The 25,034-nt window shown below is 63.6% G+C and carries 23 protein-coding genes; 13 read left to right on the top strand and 10 right to left on the bottom strand.

All coding sequences use genetic code 11. From position 1 onward, the window contains the following. Window positions 1-23 precede the first annotated feature (23 nt). The 4 genes from AC5PZ0_RS27270 (at window position 24) to AC5PZ0_RS27255 (ending at window position 7,007) form a co-directional block, all read left to right on the top strand. Window positions 24-1,028, top strand: coding sequence for an HAD family hydrolase (locus tag AC5PZ0_RS27270; RefSeq protein WP_493856129.1), 1,005 nt, complete (start codon window positions 24-26; stop codon window positions 1,026-1,028). Window positions 1,029-1,133: 105 nt separating this feature from the next. Then, window positions 1,134-2,702 carry an arylsulfatase gene (locus AC5PZ0_RS27265; protein WP_265969845.1) on the top strand — a complete coding sequence of 523 codons (1,569 nt, stop codon included), beginning with the start codon at window positions 1,134-1,136 and terminating at the stop codon, window positions 2,700-2,702. Window positions 2,703-2,795: 93 nt separating this feature from the next. Continuing rightward, window positions 2,796-5,324 (top strand): spermidine synthase, encoded by a 2,529-nt coding sequence (locus AC5PZ0_RS27260; protein WP_493856128.1) that lies wholly within the window; start codon window positions 2,796-2,798, stop codon window positions 5,322-5,324. Window positions 5,325-5,378: 54 nt separating this feature from the next. Further along, on the top strand, window positions 5,379-7,007 hold the full coding sequence (locus AC5PZ0_RS27255; protein WP_493856127.1) for a mechanosensitive ion channel family protein: 1,629 nt from the start codon (window positions 5,379-5,381) through the stop codon (window positions 7,005-7,007). 18 nt (window positions 7,008-7,025) lie between these two features. Here the strand turns inward: AC5PZ0_RS27255 and AC5PZ0_RS27250 are convergent, their stop codons facing one another. From AC5PZ0_RS27250 to AC5PZ0_RS27240, 3 genes are read right to left on the bottom strand one after another with little or no spacing between them, the layout of a single operon-like run. Continuing rightward, a complete protein-coding gene (locus tag AC5PZ0_RS27250) occupies window positions 7,026-8,039 on the bottom strand; it encodes an AraC family transcriptional regulator (protein WP_493856126.1) in 1,014 nt (337 codons plus the stop codon). A 29-nt stretch (window positions 8,040-8,068) separates the two neighbouring features. Beyond that, window positions 8,069-8,737 carry a DUF3313 domain-containing protein gene (locus tag AC5PZ0_RS27245; protein ID WP_493856125.1) on the bottom strand — a complete coding sequence of 223 codons (669 nt, stop codon included), beginning with the start codon at window positions 8,735-8,737 and terminating at the stop codon, window positions 8,069-8,071. 50 nt (window positions 8,738-8,787) lie between these two features. Then, window positions 8,788-10,083: an OmpP1/FadL family transporter gene (locus AC5PZ0_RS27240; RefSeq protein ID WP_493856124.1), complete on the bottom strand. Its 1,296-nt coding sequence runs from the start codon at window positions 10,081-10,083 to the stop codon at window positions 8,788-8,790. A gap of 309 nt (window positions 10,084-10,392) precedes the next feature. Here AC5PZ0_RS27240 and AC5PZ0_RS27235 point away from each other — a divergent pair, with 309 nt between their 5' ends. The 4 genes from AC5PZ0_RS27235 to AC5PZ0_RS27220 are packed head-to-tail and all read left to right on the top strand — an operon-like array spanning window position 10,393 to window position 13,808. Beyond that, a complete protein-coding gene (locus tag AC5PZ0_RS27235; RefSeq protein ID WP_099429621.1) occupies window positions 10,393-10,989 on the top strand; it encodes a paraquat-inducible protein A in 597 nt (198 codons plus the stop codon). After that, the gene (locus AC5PZ0_RS27230; protein ID WP_493856123.1) at window positions 10,986-11,630 is read left to right on the top strand and encodes a paraquat-inducible protein A; all 645 of its coding nucleotides are present in this window, start codon (window positions 10,986-10,988) and stop codon (window positions 11,628-11,630) included. Before AC5PZ0_RS27235 ends, AC5PZ0_RS27230 begins: the two co-directional genes overlap by 4 nt. Beyond that, entirely contained in the window at window positions 11,614-13,254 is a 1,641-nt protein-coding gene (locus tag AC5PZ0_RS27225; RefSeq protein ID WP_493856122.1) for a PqiB family protein, read from the top strand. Before AC5PZ0_RS27230 ends, AC5PZ0_RS27225 begins: the two co-directional genes overlap by 17 nt. A gap of 23 nt (window positions 13,255-13,277) precedes the next feature. Beyond that, entirely contained in the window at window positions 13,278-13,808 is a 531-nt protein-coding gene (locus AC5PZ0_RS27220) for a PqiC family protein (RefSeq protein ID WP_099429619.1), read from the top strand. 151 nt (window positions 13,809-13,959) lie between these two features. Here AC5PZ0_RS27220 and AC5PZ0_RS27215 read toward each other — a convergent pair whose 3' ends face one another. From AC5PZ0_RS27215 to AC5PZ0_RS27200, 4 genes are read right to left on the bottom strand one after another with little or no spacing between them, the layout of a single operon-like run. After that, on the bottom strand, window positions 13,960-14,427 hold the full coding sequence (locus tag AC5PZ0_RS27215; protein WP_027596417.1) for a DoxX family protein: 468 nt from the start codon (window positions 14,425-14,427) through the stop codon (window positions 13,960-13,962). 10 nt (window positions 14,428-14,437) lie between these two features. Then, on the bottom strand, window positions 14,438-15,193 hold the full coding sequence (locus AC5PZ0_RS27210; RefSeq protein ID WP_493856121.1) for an HvfC/BufC N-terminal domain-containing protein: 756 nt from the start codon (window positions 15,191-15,193) through the stop codon (window positions 14,438-14,440). Next, window positions 15,190-16,023, bottom strand: coding sequence for an MNIO family bufferin maturase (gene bufB, locus AC5PZ0_RS27205; protein WP_493856120.1), 834 nt, complete (start codon window positions 16,021-16,023; stop codon window positions 15,190-15,192). The genes AC5PZ0_RS27210 and bufB overlap by 4 nt, the downstream gene beginning before the upstream one ends. A gap of 16 nt (window positions 16,024-16,039) precedes the next feature. After that, window positions 16,040-16,318, bottom strand: coding sequence for a BufA1 family periplasmic bufferin-type metallophore (locus AC5PZ0_RS27200; RefSeq protein WP_027596420.1), 279 nt, complete (start codon window positions 16,316-16,318; stop codon window positions 16,040-16,042). A gap of 167 nt (window positions 16,319-16,485) precedes the next feature. Here AC5PZ0_RS27200 and AC5PZ0_RS27195 point away from each other — a divergent pair, with 167 nt between their 5' ends. Continuing rightward, entirely contained in the window at window positions 16,486-17,073 is a 588-nt protein-coding gene (locus tag AC5PZ0_RS27195) for a sigma-70 family RNA polymerase sigma factor (protein ID WP_493856119.1), read from the top strand. Further along, window positions 17,060-17,701 carry a DUF1109 domain-containing protein gene (locus AC5PZ0_RS27190; RefSeq protein ID WP_493856118.1) on the top strand — a complete coding sequence of 214 codons (642 nt, stop codon included), beginning with the start codon at window positions 17,060-17,062 and terminating at the stop codon, window positions 17,699-17,701. The genes AC5PZ0_RS27195 and AC5PZ0_RS27190 overlap by 14 nt, the downstream gene beginning before the upstream one ends. A gap of 164 nt (window positions 17,702-17,865) precedes the next feature. Here AC5PZ0_RS27190 and AC5PZ0_RS27185 read toward each other — a convergent pair whose 3' ends face one another. Continuing rightward, a complete protein-coding gene (locus AC5PZ0_RS27185) occupies window positions 17,866-18,357 on the bottom strand; it encodes a DUF1543 domain-containing protein (RefSeq protein WP_099429615.1) in 492 nt (163 codons plus the stop codon). Between the two features lie 239 nt (window positions 18,358-18,596). Between AC5PZ0_RS27185 and AC5PZ0_RS27180 the strand changes: the two genes are divergently transcribed. The 3 genes from AC5PZ0_RS27180 (at window position 18,597) to AC5PZ0_RS27170 (ending at window position 23,632) form a co-directional block, all read left to right on the top strand. Next, complete coding sequence (locus AC5PZ0_RS27180) at window positions 18,597-19,784, top strand: porin (protein ID WP_027596431.1); 1,188 nt, start codon at window positions 18,597-18,599, stop codon at window positions 19,782-19,784. A 451-nt stretch (window positions 19,785-20,235) separates the two neighbouring features. After that, window positions 20,236-21,399, top strand: coding sequence for a nitric oxide-sensing protein NosP (gene nosP / locus AC5PZ0_RS27175; protein WP_027596432.1), 1,164 nt, complete (start codon window positions 20,236-20,238; stop codon window positions 21,397-21,399). Next, the gene (locus tag AC5PZ0_RS27170; RefSeq protein WP_274887857.1) at window positions 21,329-23,632 is read left to right on the top strand and encodes a hybrid sensor histidine kinase/response regulator; all 2,304 of its coding nucleotides are present in this window, start codon (window positions 21,329-21,331) and stop codon (window positions 23,630-23,632) included. The genes nosP and AC5PZ0_RS27170 overlap by 71 nt, the downstream gene beginning before the upstream one ends. On the opposite strand, the gene AC5PZ0_RS27165 is transcribed toward AC5PZ0_RS27170, so the two are convergent. Together AC5PZ0_RS27165 and AC5PZ0_RS27160 are read right to left on the bottom strand one after the other, a co-directional pair. Beyond that, a complete protein-coding gene (locus AC5PZ0_RS27165; protein WP_027596434.1) occupies window positions 23,629-24,294 on the bottom strand; it encodes a response regulator in 666 nt (221 codons plus the stop codon). The two genes, AC5PZ0_RS27170 and AC5PZ0_RS27165, sit on opposite strands and share 4 nt — an antisense overlap. 57 nt (window positions 24,295-24,351) lie before the next feature. Beyond that, a complete protein-coding gene (locus AC5PZ0_RS27160) occupies window positions 24,352-24,912 on the bottom strand; it encodes a PQQ-dependent catabolism-associated CXXCW motif protein (protein ID WP_493856117.1) in 561 nt (186 codons plus the stop codon). Between the last annotated feature and the right edge of the window lie 122 nt (window positions 24,913-25,034).

Below are 25,034 nucleotides of genomic sequence, written 5' to 3'. Positions count from 1 at the left end.
GAATACAGCTCAAGGAGGGCCAGATGCGTCACTTCAAGCGCGATCTGCGTTTTGTGCGCAGTGTGTGGTTTGTACTCTGCCTGCTGCCCCTGCTTGCCCAGGCCGCCGATCCATTGCCCGCCTGGCGCGAGGGTCCGTCACGCACGGCCATCGTGGCCTTTGTCAAGGACGTCACCACTGAAGGCGGCCCGCGCTATGTCGCACCTGCCGAGCGCATCGCCGTGTTTGACAACGACGGCACGCTGTGGAGCGAGCAGCCGATGTATTTCGAACTGCTGTTTGCGCTGGACGAGGTCAAGCGCCTTGCCCCTCAGCACCCGCAATGGCGCAACGAGCAGCCGTTCAAGGCGGTATTGGAGAACGATCAACAGGCACTCGCCGCCCAGGGCATGGACGGCTTGCTGAAAATCGTCGCCGCCACCCATTCGGGCATGAGCACGGAACAGTTCACCGCGGTTGCCCGCAAATGGCTGGCCAGCGCCCGCCATCCACGTTCAGGCAGGCCTTATACCGAGATGGTGTTCCAGCCGATGCTCGAACTGCTGAGCTACCTGCGCGCCAATGGCTTCAAGACCTACATCGTTTCGGGCGGTGAGGTGGCTTTCATGCGGGCCTTCGCCGAAGAGGTCTATGGCATCCCGCCCGAGCAGGTCATTGGTACCACATTGGGCGCCAAATTCGAGGACCAGGCAGGTACCTTGAGCATCCAGCGCCTGCCCAGTATTCAGCACAACGATGATGGCCCTGGTAAACCGGTCAGCATCAATGCCGTCATTGGGCGCCGGCCGATCCTGGCGTTCGGCAACTCGGACGGCGACCTGCAGATGTTGCAATGGACCATGGCCGGCCAAGGCGCACGCTTTGCTGGTCTGGTGCACCACACGGACCAGCGCCGTGAGTGGGCCTACGACCGCAAAAGCCATTTCGGCCGGTTGGACAAGGCGCTCGACCAGGCGCAAACCCAGGGTTGGACCGTGGTGGACATGGCGCGGGAATGGCGCCGGGTCTATCCCTTCGATTCGCAGTGACCATTCCAGTGGGTAAACAAAGCCGCAGGAGCACAGCAAGCCGGCCGCAACCGGTGTGCCCGAAGTCGTGGACTACAGCAGTGAGTGCATACGGAGAGCATAACTATGAAGTCCAGTACAACCTGGTTGTCGGCGGTCGCCCTGGCGGCCACGGCGACCCTCGGCGCTGGCATTGCCAGTGCTGCGGACAAGCCGAATATCCTGGTGATTTTCGGCGATGACATTGGCCAGACCAACATCAGCGCTTATGGCAAAGGGGTGGTGGGCTACCAGACGCCCAACATCGACCGCATCGCCAAGGAAGGCATGATGTTCACCGATTACTACGCCGAAAACAGCTGCACGGCGGGGCGCTCGACGTTCATCACCGGCCAGGCCACGCTGCGCACAGGGCTGTCCAAAGTTGGCATGCCGGGCGTGCCAGTGGGCCTGCAGGCGCGTGATGTGACGATCGCCCAGGCGCTCAAGGCCAAGGGCTATGCCACCGGGCAGTTCGGCAAGAACCACCTGGGTGATCGTGATGAATACCTACCCACCAACCACGGCTTCGACGAATTCTTCGGCAACCTGTATCACCTCAATGCCGAAGAAGAGCCAGAGCGGGCCTTCTGGCCCAAGGATGATCAGGAGTTTATCAAGGCCGCCTCGCCGCGCGGCGTGATCAAGTCCAGTGCTGATGGCAAGATCGAGGATACTGGGGCGCTGACCAAGAAGCGGATGGAGACCATCGATGACGAGACCACCCAGGCCGCGATCAACTTCATCGACAAGCAGGTGAAGGCAGACAAACCGTTCTTCGTCTGGATGAACACCACGCGCATGCACGCGTTCACCCACGTGCGCGAGGCCATGCAGGGGCAGAGTGGCATGGTTGGCAATGAATATGCCGACGGCATGCTGGAGCACGACGGTGATGTGGGCAAGTTGCTCAAGACGCTGGATGACCTGAAGGTCGCCGACAACACCATCGTCGTTTACACCACCGACAACGGCCCCAACCAGTGGTCCTGGCCGGATGCCGCGACCACGCCCTTCCGCAATGAGAAAAACTCCAACTGGGAAGGCGCGTTCCGCGTACCTGCCATGATTCGCTGGCCAGGCAAGATTAAGCCGGACACCGTCAACACCCAGATGATATCGGGCCTGGACTGGTTCCCGACCTTGCTCGCGGCCGTGGGTGACACCGACATCAAAGACCGCTTGCTCAAAGGCGCCGACGTGGGTGGCAAGACATTCAAGGTGCACCTGGACGGCTACAACCAGCTGGACATGCTGACTGGCAAGACCGACAAGAGCGCGCGCAACGAGTTCTACTACTTCAGCGACGACGGCGACCTGGTCGGCATGCGCTACGACAACTGGAAGATTGTGTTCTGCGAGCAGCGTGCACCCGGCGGCCTGCAGGTCTGGAGCGAGCCGTTCGTGTGCCTGCGGGTACCGAAAATGTTCAACCTGCGCATGGACCCGTACGAACGGGCCGATATCGTGTCTGATCAGTACTATGATTGGCTGACCAAGAACGACTTCTTGGTTTTCAACGGTGTGAGAAAAGCAGCGGCATTCCTGCAGACCTTCGTGGAGTACCCACCTAGCCAGCGGCCGGCCAGCTTCAGCATCGACCAGATCCGTGCTGACGTAGACAAAAAGATCGAAGAAAAGATGAAGAGCCAGTAGCACCGATGCGGCCGGCTCCCTATAGGAGCCGGCTTGCCGGCGATGGGCTGCAAGGCAGCCTCGGCATCTCTCTACCCGACAAGGCATCCCTGCATGGCATCATCCGCAGCAACCCGCGCTGTTATCGATAAAGACCATTCCAAGGCGCGCATGCTGTGGGCCTTGCCGGCCACGCTGCTGTTCTTCTCTGGCGCTGCCGGCCTTGTCTATCAGGTACTTTGGATCAAACAACTGTCGTTGGTGGTCGGCGTCGAAGTGCACGCCGTGGCCACTGGCATCAGTGCCTTCTTCGCCGGCCTGGCGCTGGGCGGCCTGCTGTTCGGGCGCTGGGCCGACCGGTTGCGGCGCCCGGTGCGGCTTTATGTGTGCCTAGAGTTGGCCGTGGCCCTGCTCGGCATCGCCGCCACCTTTGGCCTAGCCCAAGCCGCTGGCCCGTTCGCCCGCCTGGAGGCCAGCGCGGGCCTGCTGGCCTGGGCCTTGCCGTTCATGCTGGTCGGGTTGCCGGCGTTGTTGATGGGCGGCACCTTGCCGGTGCTGGTGCGCGCAGTGGCACCGGCCACGGGGCAACTGGCAGAGGCGGGTGGGCGCCTGTATGCGGCGAATACCGCCGGTGCGATTGCGGGCACCTTGCTGGCCGCCTTCGTGTTGCTGCCGCATCTGGGCGTGACCGGCAGCGCCTGCGCCGCCGCCATGCTGAACCTGCTGGCTGCCTTGGGCGCGTGGCTGGCACGTCATCGCGATACGGCGTTGCCAGCGCCTGGCAATCTGTCTTCAGCGCCGCGCACCGCGCAAGCACGGCTTGCCATCGGCCTGTACTGCGTCGCCGGGGGCGTGGCGCTGGGCTACGAAGTGGTCTGGAGCCAGTCGATCGTGCCGTTCATGAGCACCCGCGCCTTTGCCTTCGCAGTGGTGTTGGCGACTTATCTCGGCGGCCTGCTCGCGGGTAGCGCGGTGTATGCGCGGCGTGCCGACCGCATCCGTGACCCTTGGGGCCTTTTTGGCCTGTTGATTGCTGTCGCCGGCTTGCTGGCATTGCTGCAGATCGCTGGGCTTGGGCGCTGGCTGGTGCTGCTGCAGACCCAAGCCGAAGCCGTTGCCCTGCAACTGTTAGGCAGCGAACTGGCGGGTATGTGCGCACGCTTCACCATGGCCGCCGTGTGCATGGTCCTGTTGCCGACGACCTTGCTCGGCGCCGCGTTCCCGCTGGCCTTGCGCCTGGCGGTGGACAGCGGCCATGTCGGCCGTGACGTGGGGGCTGTGGTGGCGCTCAATACCTTGGGCGGCATCGCCGGTGTGCTGCTCACCGGCTTCGTACTAGTGCCGCAGGTAGGCTTGGTGCGCGCCTTGGGCGTGCTGGCTGGCGTCGCGGCGCTGGTTGGCCTGGTAGCCGTCTGGCGCGGCCCAGGTGTTCGCCGGTCGGCGGCCATTGCGGTTGGCGCGGTGGCCTTGGCGACCTTGCTGGTTGCTTTTGTCACACCCCCGCAGCGCTTGGCCGAGCTATTGCCAGGGGCGCGCAACGGCCAGCTCACCTATTACCACGAAGGCAAGGGCGGCACCGTGGCGGTGGTTACCCAGGGGCGCCCAGGCAAGACATTCAGCCGGCTTTACATCCAGGGCGTATCGAACACGGGCGATGCCATGCCGTCGCTGCGCTACATGCGCCTGCAAGCCTTGCTGCCGCTGTTGATCCACAGCGGTGAGCCACGTTCGGCGCTGGTGATCGGGTTTGGCACCGGCATCACCGCTGGCGCCATGCTGCGTTATGCGGAGCTGGAGCGCCCGGTGGTGGCCGAACTGCTGCCTGAAGTCCTGCAGGCGGCGCCCTTGTTCAAAGGCAACTACGCAGCGGTCGTCGACCCGCGGCTGGAAATCCGCTTGCGCGATGGCCGCCGCGAGTTGCTGCGCAGCGAGCAGCGCTACGACCTGGTGACGCTGGAGCCGCCACCCCCTTCGGCGGCCGGGGTGGTCAACCTGTATTCGCGTGATTTCTACCAACTGGCCGCCTCGCGCCTGCAGCCTGGCGGGCTGGTGGCCCAATGGCTGCCCTTGCCGACCCAGAACGATGAGGACAGCCGCGCGCTGGTACGCAGCTTCATCGACGTGTTCCCGCATGCCTCACTGTGGACCACTGAGTTTCACGAGATGCTGCTGATTGGCTCGCTGCAGCCGCTGCAACTGGACGTACCGCGCATTCGTCAACGCCTTGCGCAACCCGCCGTCGCCGCAGCCTTGGTTGAGGTGGGCATCGATTCGGCGCAGGCCCTGTTGGCCACCTGGATCACCGACCGTGCCGGCCTTGAGCGTTACGCAGCAGACGCGTTGCCGGTCACCGATGACCAGCCCCGTATCGAGTACGCCAACTGGGTGCGACCGCGGGAGATCACCCGCGTGCTGCCGGCCTTGCTGGCCCTGCGCAGGGCACCGCCTTTGCAAGGGGATGAGCCTGCATTCGCCAGTGCGGTGAACGACCAATGGAACACGCTGGCGCGCTTCTACAGCCTTAGCCTGCATGCCTACAACGGCAATCGCCAGGCCTGGGCCCGCGAGGCGCGTGAGCTGGCCCGCAGTGACAGCGACAACCCTTACTTTCACTGGTTTCTAGGGGCAGCAGGCGGTCAGTGACAGCTGTGCTATCACTACAAGAATGCCGTCCGTCCGAAGGCCAGGGAGTGAGCGATGAATCACCTGTTGCGCGTGTTGCTGGTGCTGTTGGCCTTCTTGCCCATGGCGGGGCAGGGTAATGACGCCGCCACCATCGCCACCGAAGGCATTCCTGCCGAGCCGGCCGAGCTGACGATCGCCAACCGTAGCATTTTCACCTTTCACGCCACCTTGCTGGGGGAGACCCCGGCTGCCCGAGCGCAGCGGGCTACGGCAGTGATCGAAGAAGCCCTGCGTGGCACCGATGACCTGAAGGTCAGCGTCGACCCGATCCTGAGTAGCCACCTCGTGCTGCTGGGCGGCCGGCGCGCGTTCATCGTCGCGCCCCAGGACCTTGAAATCAGCGGCGCTGACACCCGCGAAGCGGCCGAGCAGGCCGCGGCGGTGCTGCGCCAGGTGGTCGAGGAGTCTGGCGAGGCGCGCAACCTGCATTTTCTGCTCAAGGCCTTGGGCTTGTCGGCCTTGGCCACGCTGATCTACGTGGCACTGCTCAAGGGCGCCCACCTGGCCCGGCACAGGCTGCGTGGGCGGCTGCCGCAACTGATGCGCGAACGTGCCCGGCAGATTCGCGTCGGCCAAATGCCGTTGTTCGACATGCAGTACGTGTACCGGCTGATCGACAGCCTGTTGCGCCTGTTGTACTGGGCGGTGGTGGTGCTGCTGAGCTACCAGTGGCTGAGCTTCGTGCTGTCGCAGTTCCCCTATACTCGGCCGTGGGGCGAAAGCCTGAACGTGCACCTGCTCGACCTGCTGCGCTACCTGCTTGACGGCATTCTGCAGGCCATCCCTGGGATTGTCGTGGCCATCACGATCTTCTTCATCGCCCGCGGCATCAGTGGTTTCAGCCGGCGCGTGCTGCAGCGCATGGCGCGCCCAGGCACGCTCACGTGGCTGACCGAAGAGACGCTGCAGCCCACCATGCGCTTGACCTCGCTGGCGATCTGGCTGTTTGCCCTGGTGATGGCCTACCCGTACTTGCCGGGTTCGGGCACCGATGCCTTCAAAGGCCTGTCGGTGCTGCTCGGGCTGATGATCTCACTGGGAGCTTCCAGTGTAGTGGGGCAGGCGGCGGCGGGGCTTATCCTGACCTATTCGCGCACGTTGAAGGCTGGCGAGTACGTGCGGGTCGGTGACAACGAAGGCACGGTGACCGAAGTCGGCATGTTCAACACCACGATCCGTACCGGGTTGGGCGAAGTGCTGACCTTGCCCAACTCGATGATCACCGGCACCGTGACGCGCAACTATTCCCGTGCGGTGCAGGGCCAGGGCTACATCGTCGATACCGTGGTGACCATCGGTTATGACACACCCTGGCGCCAGGTGGAGGCGATGCTGGTGGCGGCTGCCGAGCGCACCGAGGGCATTCTCGAAAAACCGAGGCCGCAAGTGTTTCAGACTGGGCTATCGGACTTCTACCCCGAATACCGCCTGGTGGCCCAGGCCGTGCCAAGCGCGCCTCGGCCGCGGGCGGAGTTGCTGAGCCTGCTGCATGCCAACATTCAGGATGTGTTCAACGAACACGGCGTACAGATCATGTCGCCGCACTACTTGGGTGACCCGCAGCAGGAGAAGTGGGTGCCGCGCGAGAAGTGGTTCACAGCGCCGGCGCGCAGGCCGGACGGGGATGGCGATGGCATCTGAGGGCGTGGGTAGCGTCGGTTAAAGCGCGGCAATCAGCGGATCGCCGTGCAGGCGTCGGTGCTCAAGTGGGGTCATGTCGAACCAACGCAGGTGGGCGCGGCAGAAGGAGGTGGTGCGGCGATAGCCCAGTTCACTGGAAATCTGTCCTACCGACAAGGTGGTGCTGCGCAACATCTGCTGGGCCTGATGGCGGCGCAGGCCGTCCAGATAGTCTTCAAAATCAATACCCTCGCTGGCCAGGCGGCGTTGCAAGGTGCGGGGGTTGAGGCCCAGGGCCATGGCCACTTGGTCCAGGGTGCAGCGTTGGCTGGGTAGCAACATCTGGATCTTGCGCTCCACTTGCGCGCGCAGGCCGTCGCACTGCACCGCCTGGTTTTCTAGGTAGTGACGGACGATAGCGTGCAAGGTCGGGTCATGGCTGACAGACCCTTCCAGCAAGACATCCGCTGACAGCACCAGGCAGTTGTGGTGCTGCCCAAACAGGACCGGGCAGTCGAAATAGCGCCGGTAACCGACGGCGTCGCCCAGCGCCGTGTGGCGGAAGGTCACGGCTTTGGGGCGCAGCGGCGCGCCGCGCAGCTCAGCGATCAGCAGCTTTGCACCCATCACCGATTTTTCGACGATCTGTGGCATCTGTTCCGCCCCCGGCAGGCCATTGTCGAAGTACAGCAATGCTTGCCCTGCGCGGTGCTCCAGGCGGTAATGGATGGCTGGGCTGTAGTGGCGCATGTAGCGGATCACCGCGATCAGCGCATGGCCCACCGTGGGCGCTGACCGCGCCAAGTGCTGTAAAGGCCCCACCAACGTGGAGCCCTGGCGCAGGGCCAGTTCCAGGCCGAAACGGGGCAGGCTCAAGGCATGCGCGCTACCCTCGAACAAGCGCACCAGGCTGAGGTAAGGCAAGGTCTTGCCGTAGCTGCCAACCACGTCCAGGCCAATCTGCAACGGTGCCAGGAAATCCCGTTGCACTGCACCGTGCTCGGCCAGCAACGGGTCGAATTGAAGCAGCGCGCTGCCGCGAATGCTGTCCATGAATCGCGCCTCATCGGGGGCCGGGTGGGTTACTTCCTCAAGGCCTGGAACGAGCTGACCATGTCCTTGGCCCAGCCATCCAGCACGGCCTTGGCGTCTTTGGCCTGCATGACCTGTGATGAATTTTCCAGTTCGGTGCCGGCACCTTTACGCACCACCTCGGCCACCACCTGATTGCTGTCGCCATCGAGGAAGGCCGCTTCGGTGGCGATGCTGGTGTCTTGGTCACGGATGCCGGTTGCGGTGCTGATGCCAGCGGCGATCAGCGCGATAGGGATCACTTCATACGGCCGCAGGCTTTTAGTTTGGGCGCTGACGGCGGTGATCGCCGGGCGCACTACCAGCACACCCTTTCCTGGGCTGGTGGCCAATGGCAGTACCTGGGAGAAGTGATTCTTCAGCGTCTGGTCGTAGTACTGAGTGATCCCCTGCAAGGTCGATTGCGGCACCTTGTCGGTCGGTTGCGGCTTGGGATAGAGCTGGCTAGGTTCGATGTAGACGCTGGTGTAGCGCTTGGCGTCGACCCCAGGCTTGATCCAGCGCATGACCGGCGCCCCCGAGGGCGACTTGTCTTCCTTGAGGACGCTGTAGTCCTTGAGAAACCCCGAGTACTGGTCGGATTCCACGTACTTGCTGGCACAGCCTTGCAGCATGAGCGTTGCCAGGCACAGCGATGCAGCCAACGACTTGGTGTTCATGCAGCTTCTCCTTCTCACTAGGTTCGGTGCCCTGCGGCCGTGCGGTTATCTCAGAAACGCCAGGTCGCGCCGCCACCGACGATGTGCAGCGCGCTGTTGTCGTAACTGCCGGACAACGTATTGCCGGAACGGGCCTTGGTCTGCTCGACATCCATGTTGCCGAGCCACACCAGGGTATAGGCTAGGTGCAGGTCGAAGCCTTCTTCGACCTGGTAATTGACCCCGGCTGCCAACCGCCAGGCTTCGCCCATGGGGTTGTCGACGGTGCGGTCCTTGTCATCCACGGCCGAGCTGTCGTAACCCAGGCCGACACTCCAGCGCCATTGCCGGGTGGCCTGGTATTGCGCGCCTAGCGAGGCGTGCCAGGTGTCTTTGTACTGGCGGTCGACAGTGCGGCTGGTGCCGCCGGCGTTGCTGTCGACGTCTACGCCGACGTCGCCGAAATCGCTCCAGTCTTGCCAGTTCAGGCTACCCAGCAAGGTCCACTGTTCGTCGAGCTGATGGGCGATGCTGAAGGTCACCGTCTGCGGCACGTTCAGGTCCAGTTCCAGCGCATCCACATCCAGGCGGCGCAGGGCGACATTGAGTAGGGGGTTGCTGATGTCCTTGAGGTGCGGTTTGTCTTCGAACTCCAGCTTGACCTTGCTGGTGTAGGCTAGGCCGACGCGTGTACGGGCATCGACCTGGTAGAGCAGGCCAAGGTTGACGCCAACCCCGACGTCGGTGTCCTTGTATTCGAGCTGGCCGTCCGCCCGGTCGGCCAGGCCCAGCAGGTTGTTATTGATGGCCATTTCAGTGCGGTAGTAACCGACCATGATGCGCGGGCCGATGCCGATCGACAGATCGTCGGTGAATTTATAAGCCCAGGTGGGCTGCATCGAGACGCCGATGACTGCGGCTTCCTGGGTGAAGTAGCGGCCGGCCCAGTCATCGTCATAGTCCAGCGCCAAGCCGAAATTGCCGTACATGCCGAAACCGATGGCAGAGCGCTCGTCCAACTGGTGGCTGATGAACAGGCTGGTGCCCGGCAGGTACTGCAAGGCATTGCCGCCCTCGTTGCCGTCGAACTGGTTATTGCTGGCCCGCGAGAAGCGCAGGTCGCCGAGGATCACCTGGGCATTGGCGCTGATCTGCGTGCCTTTGAGCTGGGTGATACCGGCCGGGTTACTCATCAATACGCTGGGGTCGTTGGCCAGTGCAGCAGCGCCTGCGTTGGCCAGGCCATTGCCTTCCTGGCCGGCTTCGTAGATGAGGATGCCGCCGGCCCACGTGGTGGTGCCATGCAGCAGTACCGCACAGGCGACTGCGAGTGCCAGTTTGCCCGACAGGCGAGGGCGGTAGTCCATATCACACGCTCCTTGTTCAGTCAGAAGCGCTGTACCGACGGGCGGTAACTGCCAGCGACCAATGTGCTAGCAAAGCAGGGTAGCTGTGTCGAAATGAAGCAGCGGGTGAACAGCTTTCTCATTTCGTGACATCGCACCAAGTGTTGAATGAGAAGCAAAGGCTGTTCGCCCGACTTGATACTTTAGACGACACCGTTAGCCACGCAAGGCAACCAGGCCTGTCATCAAATGTGTACAGCTTGAAAAAGCAGGTTGCCTGACAGTTGGCTAATCTTGCCTGCCAGGTAAGCGCCATTTCGGGGGGCACGCATGGCCCAGGCGGATGATGTGATCATTTGCGAGTATTGCGACGCCGTGTACCGGCGTACGCCTTTGCACCGTCATCAAAGTGCCTGCTGCCAGCGCTGCGGCGGCGTGCTTTATCGCCACAACCCACTGAATGTGCAGCAGCGTCTGGCGTTGTGCATCACCGGTGGGGTACTGCTGGTCTTCGCCAACGCCTACCCGGTGATGACCATCAGCATGAGCGGCTTGAGTAATTCGGCGACCTTGTGGGATTCGGTGCAGATCCTCAGCCAAGGCAGCATCACCTTCATCGCCCTGGTACTGGCGCTGGCGATCATCTTTGCCCCGGTGCTACAGATTGCCCTGTTGTGCTGGGTGTTAGGGTTTGCCCTGGGCAGGCGCCGCGCGCCGGGGTTTGCCGCCTGCATGCGGGCGCTGGAGGGGTTGCGGCCCTGGAGCATGCTGGAGGTGTGCCTGCTGGGTGCCATGGTGGCGGTGATCAAGCTGGCAGGGCTACTCGAGGTGATCCCGGGGATTGGGCTGATCGCGCTGGCGGCGTTGAGCGTGTTGATGATCTTCATTGCCGGCCGCGATATTCGCGACTTGTGGGTGCAGGTATGAGCGCCCCGGCGCTGGCCGACCAACTGCACCTGTGCCTGTGCCACGGCTGCGGCCAGGCCTGCGACCTGCGCCAAGGCCTGCACCAGTGCGACCGCTGCGGCGCGCCGCTGCACCGGCGCAAGGCCAACCCGATTGCCCGGGGCTGGGCATTTCTGTTTGCCGCGCTGATCTTCTACGTGCCGGCCAATGCGCTGCCGGTGATGCGCACCGAGATGCTCGGCCAGGGCAGCGACAGCACCATCGTTGGTGGGGTGCTGGAGTTCTGGGAGGCGGGCGCCTGGGACATCGCCCTGATCATCTTTATTGCCAGTATCGGTGTGCCGGGCATCAAGTTCGTGTCCCTTGGCCTGCTGCTGTTCACTGCCCAGCGCCGCAGCCAGTGGGCGCGCCGCCAGCGTTCACAACTGTTTCGCTTCGTCGAGCTGATCGGCTACTGGTCGATGCTCGACGTCATGGTGGTGGCGTTGGTGGCCGCGCTGGTGCAACTGCGTGGGCTGGGCACCATCGAGCCGCGGCCTGGCATCCTGTTCTTCGGCCTGGTGGTGGTACTGACCATGCTCTCGGCCATGAGCTTCGACCCACGCCTGATCTGGGACGACCAACCACACCACGGGGAGCACGGCGATGGCGCTGGAGACTGAAAACCACGCAGGGCCCGGCCAGGCCCAAGTGCGGACACGCCGCTTCAGCGTCTCGCTGGTGTGGATCGTGCCGATTTTGGCACTGCTGGTGGGCGCCTCGCTGGTGGTGCGCAATTGGATGGAACAGGGGCCAGTGATCTCGATTTCCTTTCGCAGCGGCGAGGGGCTGGTGGCGCACAAGACCCAGGTGCGCTACCGCAGCGTGGTGATTGGTGAAGTCACCTCGGTGGAGCTGGCGGCAGACCACAAGAGCGTGGTGGCCAAGGTGGAGCTGTCGAAAGAGGCGGAGTCGTTTGCCACCGAAAGCGCCCGCTACTGGGTGGTGCGCCCGCGTATCGGCGCCGGTGGCATATCCGGGGTCGACACCTTGCTGTCGGGCAGTTTCATCGGCGCCGATGCCGGCGAGTCGAAAAAGCCCGCGAAGACCTTCGTCGGCCTGGAATCACCGCCGGCCATAACCTATGGCGAGAAGGGCAAGCGCTTCGTGCTCAGCGCCAATGACCTCGGCTCGCTGGATATCGGCTCATCGATCTATTTTCGCCGGATCCCGGTGGGCGAGGTGGTGTCTTACGCGCTGCAGCCCGATGGCAGGGGCGTGGACATCGACGTTTTCGTGCAGGCCCCCTACGACGCCTTCGTCACCCTCGATACGCGGTTCTGGAACGCCAGCGGCATCGACATGCAGATTGGCGCCAACGGGCTGAAGGTCGAGACGCAGTCGTTGTCGTCGATCCTTATGGGCGGCTTGGCCTTCGGCACGCCCGAATATGCCGTTGCAGCCGAGCCCGCCGCCGACCAGCAGGCGTTCGAGCTGTTCGCCGACCGCGATGCGGCCCTCGCACCGCCAACGGGCAGCCCGCAGTACTTGCGCCTGCGCTTCGACCAGTCGATGCGCGGGCTGACGGTGGGCGCGCCGGTGGAGTTCAAAGGGGTTGAATTTGGCAGGGTGACGTCGATTACGCTGGATTACGACCCGAAGAAACAGATCTTCCCTGTGGTGGTCGATGCGGCGATCTACCCGAAACGCCTGGGACCGGTGCACCAGAAAATGCTCAAGGTGTTCAAGCACACCGAAGGCGACGCCGCCGGTGCCCGGCAACTGATCGGCACGTTCGTCGAGCACGGCCTGCGTGCCCAGGCGCGCAGTGGCAACCTGATCACCGGGCAGATGTACATCTCGCTGGACTTCTACCCCGAGGCGCCGAAGGTCGCCTTCGACATGAGCGCCGACCCGATCGTCATCCCCACCGTGCCCGGCAGCCTGGAAAAACTCCAGGAGCAGTTGCAGGGTGTGGTCGAGCGCATCGGCAAGCTGCCGCTCGAAAGCATTGCCGGAAATCTGGACGGCACGCTGCGCGAACTGCGCAGCGCGGCCAAGCGCGTCGATGGGCAAACCCTGCCTGGGCTGACGACCACACTGGATGAACTGCAGAAAACCCTGCGCACGGCCAATTCAGCGATCTCCGAGAACTCGCCGCAGCGGGAGAAACTCGGTGACACGCTGCAGGAGCTGGAGCGTATGTCCCGTTCGCTGAGGGACCTGGCGGATTACCTCGGCCGTCATCCCGAATCGCTCATTCGCGGCCGGCCAAAAGCGGCAGGCGCGGACGACGTGCAACCCTGACCACGCCCAAGGAGTGAGAGCCGATGCGCACGTTGCCTACCCTGTTGCTGGCCACGCTGGTGGTGCTGACCGCGGGCTGTCGCAGCGCGCCCAACAACTACCACACGTTGGTCGCTGCGCAGCCCAGCCACGCGGCGGGCGAGAAGATCCTGGTCGAGCGGGTCAGCATGCCGCCGCAGGTGGACCGCCCGCAGTTGGTGATCCGCCAGGGCACGAGCAGCTTGGTAATCCTGGAAACCGAGTGGTGGGGCGCCAACCTGGTCGATGAGTTCCGCAGCGCCTTGCAGGACCAGCTAGGCGGGCCGGTCGGCGGCACGCCCAGCACACTGCTGCGGGTGGATGTGCAGCGCTTCGACTCAGTCCCTGGCCAGTACGCACTGCTGGAGGCGGTGTGGCGCTTGAAGCGCCCCGGGCAGGACGAGATGACCTGCCGCACCTCCGTGCAGACCCCCGCGCAAAACAGCGTCGGCAGCCTGGTCGGCGCCCAGCAGGCCAACCTGCAGAAGCTCGCCAGCGCCGTGCGTGCCAGCGCGTCGGGTTGCCCTAGGTCTTAGGCTTTGTTGCGCAATTTCTGAAAATTGACGCACGTGGGAGCGGGCTTGCCCCGCGAACACCGGCGAAGCCGGTGCCATGCACCGCGTAGCCCCATTCGCGGGGCAAGCCCGCTCCCACAAAACGTTTCGTACAGAGCCTAATAGGCGGCGCTCAGCGCAGCCGCAACACGCGGTCCAGTGACAGCGCGCCAGCGCCCTTGGCCACCAGCAACAGCAGCAGGCCCGCCCAGGACAGGTGCGTAGGCCAGGCGTCCGGGTAGACGAACACCTCGATCACCGTGGTCATGCCCAGCAGGGCCAGCGCCGAAAGCCGCGTAAACAGGCCAAGCACCAGCAGCAGCGGGAACAGGTGCTCGGCATAGGTCGCCAGGTGGGCCGCGAGCCAGGGTGAGACCAGTGGCAGCGCATACTCGCTCTGGAACAACTCATAGGTACTGGGCGTGATGCTCAGAAGGCCCTCCACCTTGGTCCGGCCAGACATGAAAAACACCGAGGCGATACCCAGGCGTGCGACCAGGCACAGCACGGTGTCGTTGAGCAGCAATTGCAGGCGTTCGGCCAGGCTGTTCCAGCGTTGGCGCAGGCTGATTGCCGGGGCAGTGGGGCGCAGGGTGTCCATGGCCATTCCTTCATGCGAATGAGAGTGGGCGAAAGACCCGGGCTTGCATCAGGCGGCCGAGCAGGTCGCTGAAGTCCAGGTCGGGTTGGCGTTGCTGGGCGCATTGCGAAGCGGTTTCCAGCGTATGGCCTGCCGCGCAGGCATCCAGAAAGGCGCAGCCACCGGCTTCCAGCGGCTGATGGCTGACGCCGTCGAGGCCGCCGCTGAGCAGCACGCCTTCGGCCACCCACGGTTGCGCGCCCGACCACGGCAGGCCTTCACGGCTGCAGCGCCACAGGCTGAGCACCGGGTGCGGATCGAACCACTGCCAGCGCACGCTCTGGCGGGGGGCCAGGTAGCTGTGCATCAAGTCGCTGGCGGTCATGCCAGCCAAGTCGGTGAGCGCCAGGCAAGGGTCTTCGGTAGCGCTGAACGCTTCACTCCAGTAGAAGTCCAGGCGTGCCACATCGGCCAGGTAGGGCAGCCCATGGCTAGCCTGCAACTGTTCCAGAAACGCCGCGAAGCCCGCACCGTAGTGGATCAGCCGGGCATCGTCCGGGGGGGACTGCTGGGCGTAGGCGGTCGCGGCCTCCTGCATCCAATCGGCGCCGACCAAGGTCTCGACGCTGGGGAAGTTGGCCCGCAGCGCGTCGACGCAACCGGCCAGCATGGTATTGCGGTAGACCGCGAACGCCGCTTGCCCGATCAGGCTTTGCAGCGCCGGGGCAGGGCGCTGGTAGAGCGCGTCGATGAAGGCGTCCTGGAACTGGCCGAGGGGCAGGTTCATGGCAAGTCTCCTGCAGACGTGAGGGTGGTTTGCCCGATGGCGCGTTCGGCAAGCAAGTCATCGAACGCTGGAAGGTTACCGTCGCGCTCGATCAGCGTCGGGCGTGGGCCGATTCGTGCGATCAAGCGGCGGAACAGCGCCCATACAGGTTCGGCAATCGCGGCATCGTGCGAGTCGATCAGCAGCGCGCCCTGCGCGTCGTGGCTGTGCCCGGCCAGGTGCACTTCGCTGATGGCCTGGGCAGGGAAGCGGTCGAGATAGGCTGCGGCGTCGAAACCCAGGTTGTGCGCACTGACATGCACGTTGTTGACGTCCAGCAGCAGGGTGCACCCAGTGCGGCGCACCAGTTCGTCGAGAAAATCGATCTCGTCCCACTCATGCCCTTGCAACTGCAGGTAGTGGCTGGGGTTTTCCAGGGCGATTGACCGCCCCAGTGCATCCTGAGTGCGCAGGATATTGTCGCTGATGCGCGCTAGCGCTTCGCTGCTGCGGGGAAACGGCAGCAGGTCGGGGTGGTACTGGCCGTGCCAGGTGGACCAGGCCAGGTGCTCGGACACCAGCGCCGGCTTTACCTGGTCGATCAGTGTGCGCAAGCGGCGCAGGTGGGTGGCATCCGGCTCGGCGTCCGCTGCCAGTGACAGCGCCACGCCATGCAGCGACAGCGGATGGCGCTCGGCCATGCGCTGCAGCCAGGCCAGGCGCGGGCCGCCGACCATGTAGTTTTCCGGATGGACCTCGTACCACAGGCCTTCGGCGTTGCACGCCAGGGCCTGGGCATAGTGTTCGGCCTTGAGCCCTAGCCCAGCGCCCAGGGGTAAGTTCCGGTTCATGGTCGGCGGCCTCTGCTCAGGACTTGATTGGGGTCAGCGACCCCATGCCGTTGGGGGTCTTGATCGACGTGCAGGTACCGGCCGGGACGTTCTTCCAGTGCATGCCGTCGTAGTCCTTTTTCGCGCTGCCGGCGCAGGTGGTGCCAGCGCCGGCCTTGCAATCGTTTTTGCCGGCCATGGCGACGCCGTAGCATTTTTCCATGGCGGTACCCGTGCCGGCGGTGGTGCCGGCGAAGGCGACACTGGCCATTGAAGCGAGGGCCAGGGCGGCGGTGGCGAGGGCGAGGGTTTTCATGAGGGTGTCTCCAGAGGATGGGGCCCGGGTGTTGTACCGAAGGCTCATTGAGTAGTTCGCGGCGATCGCTGCCCGGGTTACAGGCCGACGAAAATTTTTTTCCACTGGCTGTGGCTCATCTAAGGTTCGATAAAAGAAACCTTCCGACGGTGTAACCCTGGCGCCCAATGCAACGAACTAACCCACAAGACCTCCTCGCCGCTCGCGAGACGCAGTTGCAGGGTTTGCTGCTGCGCGGGCTGGCGGGTGATGCGCAGGCCTACCGCGAATTTCTCGCGGCACTGGCGCTGCACGTGCGGGGTTTTCTCAAGCGGCGCCTGCAACAGCGCCCTGCCGAGGTCGAAGACCTGTTGCAGGAGGTGTTGCTGGCCGTGCATAACGCGCGGCAAACCTATCAGCCGCAACAGCCGCTGACGGCCTGGGTGCAGGCGATTGCCCGCTACAAACTGGCGGATTACCTGCGCCGCTACGCGCATCACGATGCGCTGCACGACCTGCTGGACGTCGACAGTGACCTGTTCGCCGCCAGCGACGAAGCGCCAGCCCAGGCCAGCCGAGACCTGGGTAAACTGCTGGGGCAGTTGCCGGAGCGCCAGCGCTTGCCGATCGTCCACGTCAAGCTCGAGGGCCTGTCGGTGGAGGAGACCGCGCGTATCACCGGGCTCTCCAGTTCGGCGGTCAAGGTAGGTATACACCGTGGGCTCAAGGCCTTGGCCAGGCTGATTCGAGGCAGTGAAGACGATGAAAACCGATGAACTGATTACCCTGCTGGCCGCTGGCGAAGGGCCGGTGGACCGCCATGCCCTGGCGCGGCGCCTGGCCCAGGCGTTGCTCGCGGGCCTGCTCGCCGCAGTACTGATGACAGTGGCCCTCTATGGCGTGCGCAGCGACCTTGCCGACGTGGCGCGCACGCCGTTGTTCTGGGCCAAGCTGGCCTTGCCTGGCAGCCTGGCGCTGCTTGCGCTATGGCTCACGCAACGTTTGGCCCGGCCGGGTGTGAAGGGTGGGCTGGCCTGGGGGCTGCTGGGGCTGCCGTTGCTGCTGGTCTGGGTGGGTGCGGCGATCAGCCTGTCGGGCGCCCCGGTCGAGGCCCGTGCCGAGTTGATCTTCGGCCGTACCTGGCGCACCTGCGCGTTGAATATCTCGCTGTTGAGCGTGCCGGTGTTCATCGCCGTGTTCTGGGCAGTGCGCGGCCTGGCCCCAACACGGTTGCGCCAGGCTGGTGGCGCCGCTGGGCTACTCGCTGGTTCGACTGCGACCTTGGCGTATTGCCTGCACTGCCCGGAAATGCAGGTGCCGTTCTGGGGGACCTGGTACCTGTTGGGCATGCTGGTCCCCACGTTGGTGGGGGCGTTGGCAGGGCCCCGGTTGTTGCGCTGGTGAGAGGCAGCGAAAACGCTAAAGCCCACGCGAATGTGTTAACAAATCGGCTGTTCTTCGCGAAAACGATAACGGTCAGAACAATCGAAGGGACTCTGTGATCTGCTGTTGCGAGATTTAGTCGCGCGTCATCTGCACGAAACGTACAGGCGTTGATGACCTGTCACTCAAATCAGAATGTAATCGCTACGTTGCACAATGCCGTCATGCTCACCCTCAACCAGGTGCACATAGCGCCCTTCCAGCAGATCAATCGGTAAGCAATCGTCGACATCGAGCACCGCGTCGGTATGGGGTTTCAACCAACCTGCCGCCATACGCTGCTTACCCAGTTGCTTGGCGGCGGCTTTGTCAGTAGCAGCCACTAGCAGGTAACGGTGAGCTTCACCAAACACCTGCCGCTCGTAGCCCCCCAGGTTCAGGAAGAACAGGCGCATGGCCCCTGGCGGTGGTGCTGCCTGGCTGAATTCTATGCGATAACCCTCCACCCCGTGCACTTCCAGCCAGGAGTCGATGTGCAACCCTTTGGGGCTGCCGAACCAGGCGTTGCGCAAGAGGGGGTAGGTTTGCTCCAGGGAGTCGGCCTGGGCAAATACCACATCGTGAACTTCGATGCTGGCGCGGGGGTGGCGTCCGCCGAGCATGACGACGTAGAGCATGGATGATCCTGCAATTTCGAAAGGGGTCATGCGGATGATGACACACTGGGTGCCTGGCTGTTCATCAGGCGTACACCCTTGGTGTTGCCTCCTGGCCTAAGCCGGTCTCGGGCCTTAATCATCGCGCCACGCGCGCCGGCCCAAAGCAGCTTGCAACCCCCTCCAAGGCAGCGTACCGAGCGGTATGCCCGCTTCTGATAATCGCATCCAACACCGAGCCCACGTTTTTGGAGCGCGTCATGCACAACAACAATAAGAAACTATCGCCTCGTATCCTGACGGCTGTCATCGCCAGCCTTTCGACCCTGGGCCTGAGCGGCGTCGCCGAGGCCGAGATCATGCTGTACGACAAGGACCAGACCACGTTTTCCACCGACGGCTACATCAATGCCTTTTACGTCAACAGTGATGTCGACCGGGCGGGCGATCAATTCGACCGCCGCCAGTCACGGGTGAAGATGGGTTTTTTGCCCAACTACCTGGGCTTCAACATGGGTAAACAGGTGGATGACCTGAAGCTCGGGGCGCGTGCCTCGTTCTGGGTGACCATCAACGACAGCGAAACCAACGGCACCGACACCGCCATCGACGTGCGTCAGTTCTACGGCACCGTGGCCAACCCCGAGTGGGGCGAGGTGCTGATCGGCAAGGACTTCGGGCTGTTTGCGCGTTCCAACATTCTGCTGGACGAGTTGCTTGCCGGTTACGGCCAGGTCAGTGACAGCCTGGGGCTGGTGGACGGCGGCGGGGTATCGTTCGGCAACATCGGCAGCGGTTACCCGTACCCGTTCCCCACCTCGCAGATCACCTACCGCACACCGGTGATGGAGGGCCTGCGCGTGGCGGTGGGCATCATGGACCCGGTGGACACCAACGACAGTAGCCCGACCGGCAAGGCTTATCAGGAAAACCCCCGCACCGAGAGCGAGATCACCTACCAGTTCGACCTTGCTGGCGCCAAGATCTACAGCTGGATCAATGGCAGCTACCAGACCTCGGACAACACCGACTCGACGGTCAAGTCGATCACCTCCAAAGGTGTCGGCTATGGCGTGCAGGCGAAGATGGGCGGGTTGTCGCTCACCGGCTCCGGCTTCCAGGCCAAGGGTATCAACCCGTTCTTCACCAACAATGCGGGCGAGCCGACCCTGCGCAATGTCGACAGCGACGGTTACCTGCTGCAGGGCTCGTACAAGGTCGGCAAAAACCGCCTGGCGTTGTCCTACGGCAAGACCAAGGACGATGGCAACGGGGTGGTGGGCAGTGGCGCGGATTACGAGACGCGGGGTGTGGCGCTGTTTCATGACGTCAACGACAACCTCACGTTGGTGGCCGAGTACAACCAGTTTTCCATTGATGGGCATGACACCAGCGACCAGAACGAGGACACCGATACCCTTGCATTGGGGGCGGTGCTGACCTGGTAGCGTTTTGGCGGGCGAGGTGTTCGCCTCGGCATTTTCTGCGCCCATGAGATCGAGCGCCGCCCGCGCGGCGCATCGCGAGCAACGCTCGCTCCTACGTTTGTTTCGGGCCAGTGAGGCCTGTGCCATTTGCGCGCGACCGCCTTGATTGTCAGACGCAATATCGCGCCATGCGCAAGACAGTCGCGCGCATTTTTCCCAGGAATAATTGGCCCGAAACAAACGTAGGAGCGAGCGTTGCTCGCGATGCGCCGCGCGGGCGGCGCTCGATCTGCGCCCCACCACAACCCCCAAGGCAGGCCCCCACAAGCCCTAACCCCATCGCCCGCCAGAAAAGGCCCCTACAACCAACGCCTACACCCATGGAACCGCCTACCCGCTACCCAAGTAGCATTCGCCCTCCAGGACGTCCTCCGTACACTCAACTTTCAGCCAACCCGCGCCGGAGACCACGATGCAGCAGGCCCAGAACGACGGTGTGGTCAGCGCCATGTCCCAGGCAACCGATGCGCGGCTTGCAGCCCAGGACCTGGCGCGGCAGCTGCTGCACCCGCACCTGGGGTTCGTGCTGTTCTTCTGTTCTGCCGAATACGACCTGCAGGAATTGGGCGAGGCCTTGGAACAAGGTTTCGGCGGCATTCGCCTGGTGGGCTGCACCAGTGCCGGCGAAATCACCCCGCTAGGCTACGGCCGTAATTGCGTGACGGCGCTGGGGTTCGATCATCGGCAGTTTTCCATCGCCACCGAACTGATCGATGAAATGGAACGCTTCAGCCTGATCGACGCCCAGCAGATGGTCGAACGGCTGGTCGGCACCTGCCGCAGCAATACCCTCGCGCCGATCAAAGGCCACAGCTTTGCCTTGACCCTGCTCGACGGCTTGTCCAGCCGCGAGGAGATGTTCCTTGGCGCCCTGAGCGCGGCATTGGGGGACATCCCGCATTTCGGCGGGTCGGCCGGCGACGACAACTACCTGACCCGTACCCACGTGTACTTCGGCGGGGCGTTCCACAGCGGCGCGGCGGTAGTGGTGCTGGTCAATACCTGGCTCGACTTTGAAGTGTTCACCACGCACCACATCCTGCCGCGTGATGAAAAACTGGTGGTGACCGGCGCCGACAGCGCTCAGCGGCGGGTCTTCGAACTCAATGCCGAACCCGCTGCCGAGGAATACGCCCGGCACATCGGCGTGCCGGTGGCCGAGCTCGATCACCGGGTATTCGCTGCACACCCGTTGGCGGTGCGGATTCACGATCAGTATTACGTCCGGGCAATCCAGCAGGTGCACCCGGACCTGAGCCTGAGTTTCTACTGTGCGGTGGAAAACGGCATCGTGCTCACGGCCATGACACCGGGCCCGCTGTTGCCGAAGCTGCACACCCTGTTCGACGGGCTGCACCAGCGCCTTGGCCCCTTGCTGCTGACCATTGGCTGCGACTGTTTCCTGCGGCGCCTGGAACTGGAAGCGCACGACGGCCTGGAACAGGTCGGCGCGTTCTTGCGCGAGCAGCGGGTGATGGGCTTCAACACCTATGGAGAACAGTTCAATGGCATGCATATCAACCAGACCTTCACCGGGGTCGCCATTGCCCGCAACCGGCCACCCGTCAGCCGCTGAACTGCAGGCCGAAGTCGTTCGGCTGCAGCACGAGAACCGCAAGCTGCAGCGCATCAACACTGCGCTGATCGAACGCGTCGAGTCGGGCGTGACCCGCGGCAACGACCCCTACGCGGCATTTCAGCACTCGGTGGTGCTGGCCGAGCAGGTCCGCGAACGCACCGACGCCCTCAACCAGGCCATGGCCGAGCTCAAGGCCGGTAACCACCTGCTCAGTGAGGCGCGGCTGCGGGCCGAGACCGCCCACCAACACTTGATCGACGCCATCGAAAGCATCTCCGACGCCTTCGTGCTGTTCGACCAGAACCAGCGCATAGTGCTGTGCAACAGCCGTTTCAAGGCGTTCTGGGCCAACAGCCGGGTGCGGATCATCGCCGGCATGCGCTTGGCCGAGGTCAAGCAACTGATGACCGCCAGCGGGGTGTTCACCGAAGAGCCCCGGGGGCCGGCCGATGAGCACCTGCTGTACCGCCTGCAGAACGGGCGCTGGCTGCAAGTCAGCGAACGGCCCACTTGCGAAGGCGGGCGGGTGTTCCTGTTCACCGACATCACCGAGGTCAAGCTCAGCGAGACCTTGCGCCGCGAGCAAGCGGTGGCGCAGAAATCGCAACTGATTCGCCTGATCACCGACCATGTTCCAGCGCTGATCGCCTACCTGAATGCTGACCTGGTCTACGAATTCACCAACAAGGTGTACGAGGAGTGGTACTGCTGGCCCCGCGGCGTGATGTTGGGCCAAAGCCTGCGCGAGGCCCACAGCGAGTCGCATTACCAACGCCTGGAGGCCTACGTGGCGCGCGCGTTGGCGGGGGAGAGCGTGACCTTCGAGTTTGCCGAAAACAACATCAACGGCCAGGAGCGCTACATGCTGCGCTCCTACGTCCCCAACCGCCTGGCCAATGGCGAAGTGGTGGGGATTTTCGTGTTGATCCGCGACATTACCGAGCGGCGCAAGAGCGCCGAGGCGCTGCACCAGGCTTACCAGAACCTTGAGCAACGGGTGCGCGAGCGCACTGCCGAGCTGACCAGCCTCAACGACCAGTTGCTGCGCGAGATCGATGAGCGCAGCCGGGCCGAATCACGGTTGCGCGAGGCCAAGCGCGAGGCCGAGCAGGCCAACCTGTCGAAAACCAAATTTCTCGCTGCGGTCAGCCATGACCTGCTGCAACCCCTGAACGCGGCGCGGCTGTTCACCAGCGCGTTGCTCGAACGCCGCGAGCCGCACCAGAGCGTTCAACTGGTGCGCAACGTCAGTAATTCCCTGGAGGATGTGGAAAACCTATTAGGCACCCTGGTGGATATTTCCAAGCTTGACGCCGGGGTGATCAAGGCCGATATCGCCCCCTTCGCCCTTAGCGAACTGATGGACAATTTGGCTGCCGAATACGCCCAGGTGGCGCGCAGCGAAGGGCTGGAACTGCACTTCGTGGGCTGTTCGGCCTTGGTGCACAGTGACATCCAGCTATTGGCGCGGATCCTGCGCAATCTGCTCAGCAATGCCATCCGCTACACCCGCAGCGGCCGCGTGGTGCTGGGCTGTCGGCGCCAGCGCCGGGGCCTGTGGATCGAAGTCTGGGACAGCGGGATCGGCATCGCCGAAGAGCGCCTGGACGAAATGTTCCAGGAGTTCAAACGGGGCGATGTACAGCGCCCGGACCAAGACCGTGGCTTGGGCCTGGGCCTGGCGATCGTCGAAAAGATCGCGGGCATCCTCGGCCATCGGATTCGGGTGCGTTCCTGGCTCGGCAAAGGCTCGGTGTTCGCCGTCGAAGTGCCGCTGAGCGCAACCGCGCCCAAGGCCCCGCCGAGCCTGGCCATCAGCGAGCCGATGCTCGAACGCCTGCGCGGTGCGCGGGTGTGGGTGCTGGATAACGATGCGGCGATTTGCGCCGGCATGCGCACCCTGCTGGAAGGGTGGGGTTGCCGGGTGGTCACTGCGCTGTCGGAGGAAGACCTGGCGCGGCAGGTGGACAACTACCACGCCGAAGCCGACCTGTTGATCGCCGACTACCACCTGGACAACGACTGCAATGGTGTCGATGCCGTGGCGCGGATCAGTGCCCGCCGCGCCGTGCCGATTCCGGCATTGATGATCACCGCCAACTACAGCAACGAACTCAAGCAACAGATCCGCGAGCGGGGCCACACCCTGATGCACAAGCCGGTGCGGCCAATGAAACTCAAGGCTGCGATGAGCCATTTGCTGGCCAACAGCCCCGTTCAGCCGCTTTAACGGCGCAGGTAGTCGCCGAAGTCGATATCGCCAGCGCTGAGGATGGCCTGCACCCGGTTGTGCACGTTGAGTTTGCGCAAGATCGCCGAAACGTGGGCCTTGACCGTGGTTTCAGCGATGTCCAGGGTGTAGGCGATCTGCTTGTTCGACTCGCCTTTGGTCATGCGCTCGAGCACCAGCAACTGCTTGCGGGTCAGGGCCTGGAGCATCTCGGGTGGGAAGCTTGGGGTATCGCTCTGGCGCCGGCTGGTGCTGCTTTTGTTGGCGCGAATGATGTCGGGTGGCAGGTAGACATTGCCGGTGAGGATCTGCTCGATTGCTTCGATCATCTGCGAACGTGGCGAGGACTTGGTGATGAACCCCACGGCGCCATAGGTGATGGCCTGCAGCACGATTTGTTTTTCCTGCTCGGCCGAGACGATCACCACCGGTGTGGTCGGGGCCTCGTTGCGCAGGGTGATCAGGCCATTGAGGCCGTGCATGCCGGGCATGTTCAGGTCGAGCAGGATCAGGTCGAGGTCGTCATGCTCCAGGGTTAGCGCCAGGGCGCTGTCCAGGTCGGCAGTCTCCATGACTTCGCTGCCTGGGAAGCCATCGCTGATGACGTTGTGGATGGCTTCGCGAAACAGTGGGTGATCGTCGGCAATCAGAATTTTGTACATGGCCTTTTCACCTCGTTTTTATTGGATGGGGCGCGCACGCGTTTACCGGTGGTGAGTTCAGGGAAAGGGCTCTGGCTGGGCCGGCTGCAATGGCAGGTTGGCAGCTTCCCAGGCGTCCAGGCCGTCGCGGTACCAATAAAGGGTCTTATAGCCCAGCGATGCTGCGCGTTTTACCGCGTTCCAGCTTAACCAGCAATCGGAGCGGCAGTAAAAGACCAGCGGTTGCTCCAGGCGGCCGGCGGTGGCTTTTTGAAGGTGGCGCACGAAGTAGTCTTGCCAGGCCGGGCTCAGCTCGCCGTCGCCGGTGTTGGCCAACCAGTGGCTGCCGGGGAGGTTGGCGTGGGGTGCGTCTTCGATGAAGCGGCCTTGCAGCCATTGCCGGCGGTACACATCGACCAGCACCGGCTTGGGGTGCTGGCCCAGCAGGCTTTGCAAGGTGGCGGTGTCGATGACCTGGGCGCCCTCGACCTGGTGCGGTGTCGGGCTGCGGTAGAGGGTGGTGCGATACCCCTCGGCAGAAAACAGCGGCGTGGTGCCGGCCTGGGCGACGCCCAGCAGCAGATTCAGTGAAAGGGCTGCCAGCAAAGCACGTGGCAGCCTGGGCAGGGCACGAGGCATGGGGTTTATCCTTTTTGTTATAGGCTCATTACATGCCAGCGGCGGTGCTTTGTGAATGCGACGATAGACAGTAAAGCCAGTACTAAAGTAGTAGGGCCTAACCCGCTGCTGACGCACGCCAC

Source organism: Pseudomonas sp. 5.2, assembly GCF_059025405.1.
The sequence above is the reverse complement of the archived record's forward strand: the minus strand, read 5'-3'. Positions and strand labels throughout refer to the sequence as shown.

What these genes read in the sequence shown, in the direction of transcription:
- AC5PZ0_RS27270 (WP_493856129.1), top strand. Translation starts at nt 24, where the DNA reads ATGCGTCACTTCAAGCGCGATCTGCGTTTTGTGCGCAGTGTGTGGTTT.
- AC5PZ0_RS27265 (WP_265969845.1), top strand. Translation starts at nt 1,134, where the DNA reads ATGAAGTCCAGTACAACCTGGTTGTCGGCGGTCGCCCTGGCGGCCACG.
- AC5PZ0_RS27260 (WP_493856128.1), top strand. Translation starts at nt 2,796, where the DNA reads ATGGCATCATCCGCAGCAACCCGCGCTGTTATCGATAAAGACCATTCC.
- AC5PZ0_RS27255 (WP_493856127.1), top strand. Translation starts at nt 5,379, where the DNA reads ATGAATCACCTGTTGCGCGTGTTGCTGGTGCTGTTGGCCTTCTTGCCC.
- AC5PZ0_RS27250 (WP_493856126.1), bottom strand. Translation starts at nt 8,039, where the DNA reads ATGGACAGCATTCGCGGCAGCGCGCTGCTTCAATTCGACCCGTTGCTG.
- AC5PZ0_RS27245 (WP_493856125.1), bottom strand. Translation starts at nt 8,737, where the DNA reads ATGAACACCAAGTCGTTGGCTGCATCGCTGTGCCTGGCAACGCTCATG.
- AC5PZ0_RS27240 (WP_493856124.1), bottom strand. Translation starts at nt 10,083, where the DNA reads ATGGACTACCGCCCTCGCCTGTCGGGCAAACTGGCACTCGCAGTCGCC.
- AC5PZ0_RS27235 (WP_099429621.1), top strand. Translation starts at nt 10,393, where the DNA reads ATGGCCCAGGCGGATGATGTGATCATTTGCGAGTATTGCGACGCCGTG.
- AC5PZ0_RS27230 (WP_493856123.1), top strand. Translation starts at nt 10,986, where the DNA reads ATGAGCGCCCCGGCGCTGGCCGACCAACTGCACCTGTGCCTGTGCCAC.
- AC5PZ0_RS27225 (WP_493856122.1), top strand. Translation starts at nt 11,614, where the DNA reads ATGGCGCTGGAGACTGAAAACCACGCAGGGCCCGGCCAGGCCCAAGTG.
- AC5PZ0_RS27220 (WP_099429619.1), top strand. Translation starts at nt 13,278, where the DNA reads ATGCGCACGTTGCCTACCCTGTTGCTGGCCACGCTGGTGGTGCTGACC.
- AC5PZ0_RS27215 (WP_027596417.1), bottom strand. Translation starts at nt 14,427, where the DNA reads ATGGACACCCTGCGCCCCACTGCCCCGGCAATCAGCCTGCGCCAACGC.
- AC5PZ0_RS27210 (WP_493856121.1), bottom strand. Translation starts at nt 15,193, where the DNA reads ATGAACCTGCCCCTCGGCCAGTTCCAGGACGCCTTCATCGACGCGCTC.
- bufB (WP_493856120.1), bottom strand. Translation starts at nt 16,023, where the DNA reads ATGAACCGGAACTTACCCCTGGGCGCTGGGCTAGGGCTCAAGGCCGAA.
- AC5PZ0_RS27200 (WP_027596420.1), bottom strand. Translation starts at nt 16,318, where the DNA reads ATGAAAACCCTCGCCCTCGCCACCGCCGCCCTGGCCCTCGCTTCAATG.
- AC5PZ0_RS27195 (WP_493856119.1), top strand. Translation starts at nt 16,486, where the DNA reads ATGCAACGAACTAACCCACAAGACCTCCTCGCCGCTCGCGAGACGCAG.
- AC5PZ0_RS27190 (WP_493856118.1), top strand. Translation starts at nt 17,060, where the DNA reads ATGAAAACCGATGAACTGATTACCCTGCTGGCCGCTGGCGAAGGGCCG.
- AC5PZ0_RS27185 (WP_099429615.1), bottom strand. Translation starts at nt 18,357, where the DNA reads ATGCTCTACGTCGTCATGCTCGGCGGACGCCACCCCCGCGCCAGCATC.
- AC5PZ0_RS27180 (WP_027596431.1), top strand. Translation starts at nt 18,597, where the DNA reads ATGCACAACAACAATAAGAAACTATCGCCTCGTATCCTGACGGCTGTC.
- nosP (WP_027596432.1), top strand. Translation starts at nt 20,236, where the DNA reads ATGCAGCAGGCCCAGAACGACGGTGTGGTCAGCGCCATGTCCCAGGCA.
- AC5PZ0_RS27170 (WP_274887857.1), top strand. Translation starts at nt 21,329, where the DNA reads ATGGCATGCATATCAACCAGACCTTCACCGGGGTCGCCATTGCCCGCA.
- AC5PZ0_RS27165 (WP_027596434.1), bottom strand. Translation starts at nt 24,294, where the DNA reads ATGTACAAAATTCTGATTGCCGACGATCACCCACTGTTTCGCGAAGCC.
- AC5PZ0_RS27160 (WP_493856117.1), bottom strand. Translation starts at nt 24,912, where the DNA reads ATGCCTCGTGCCCTGCCCAGGCTGCCACGTGCTTTGCTGGCAGCCCTT.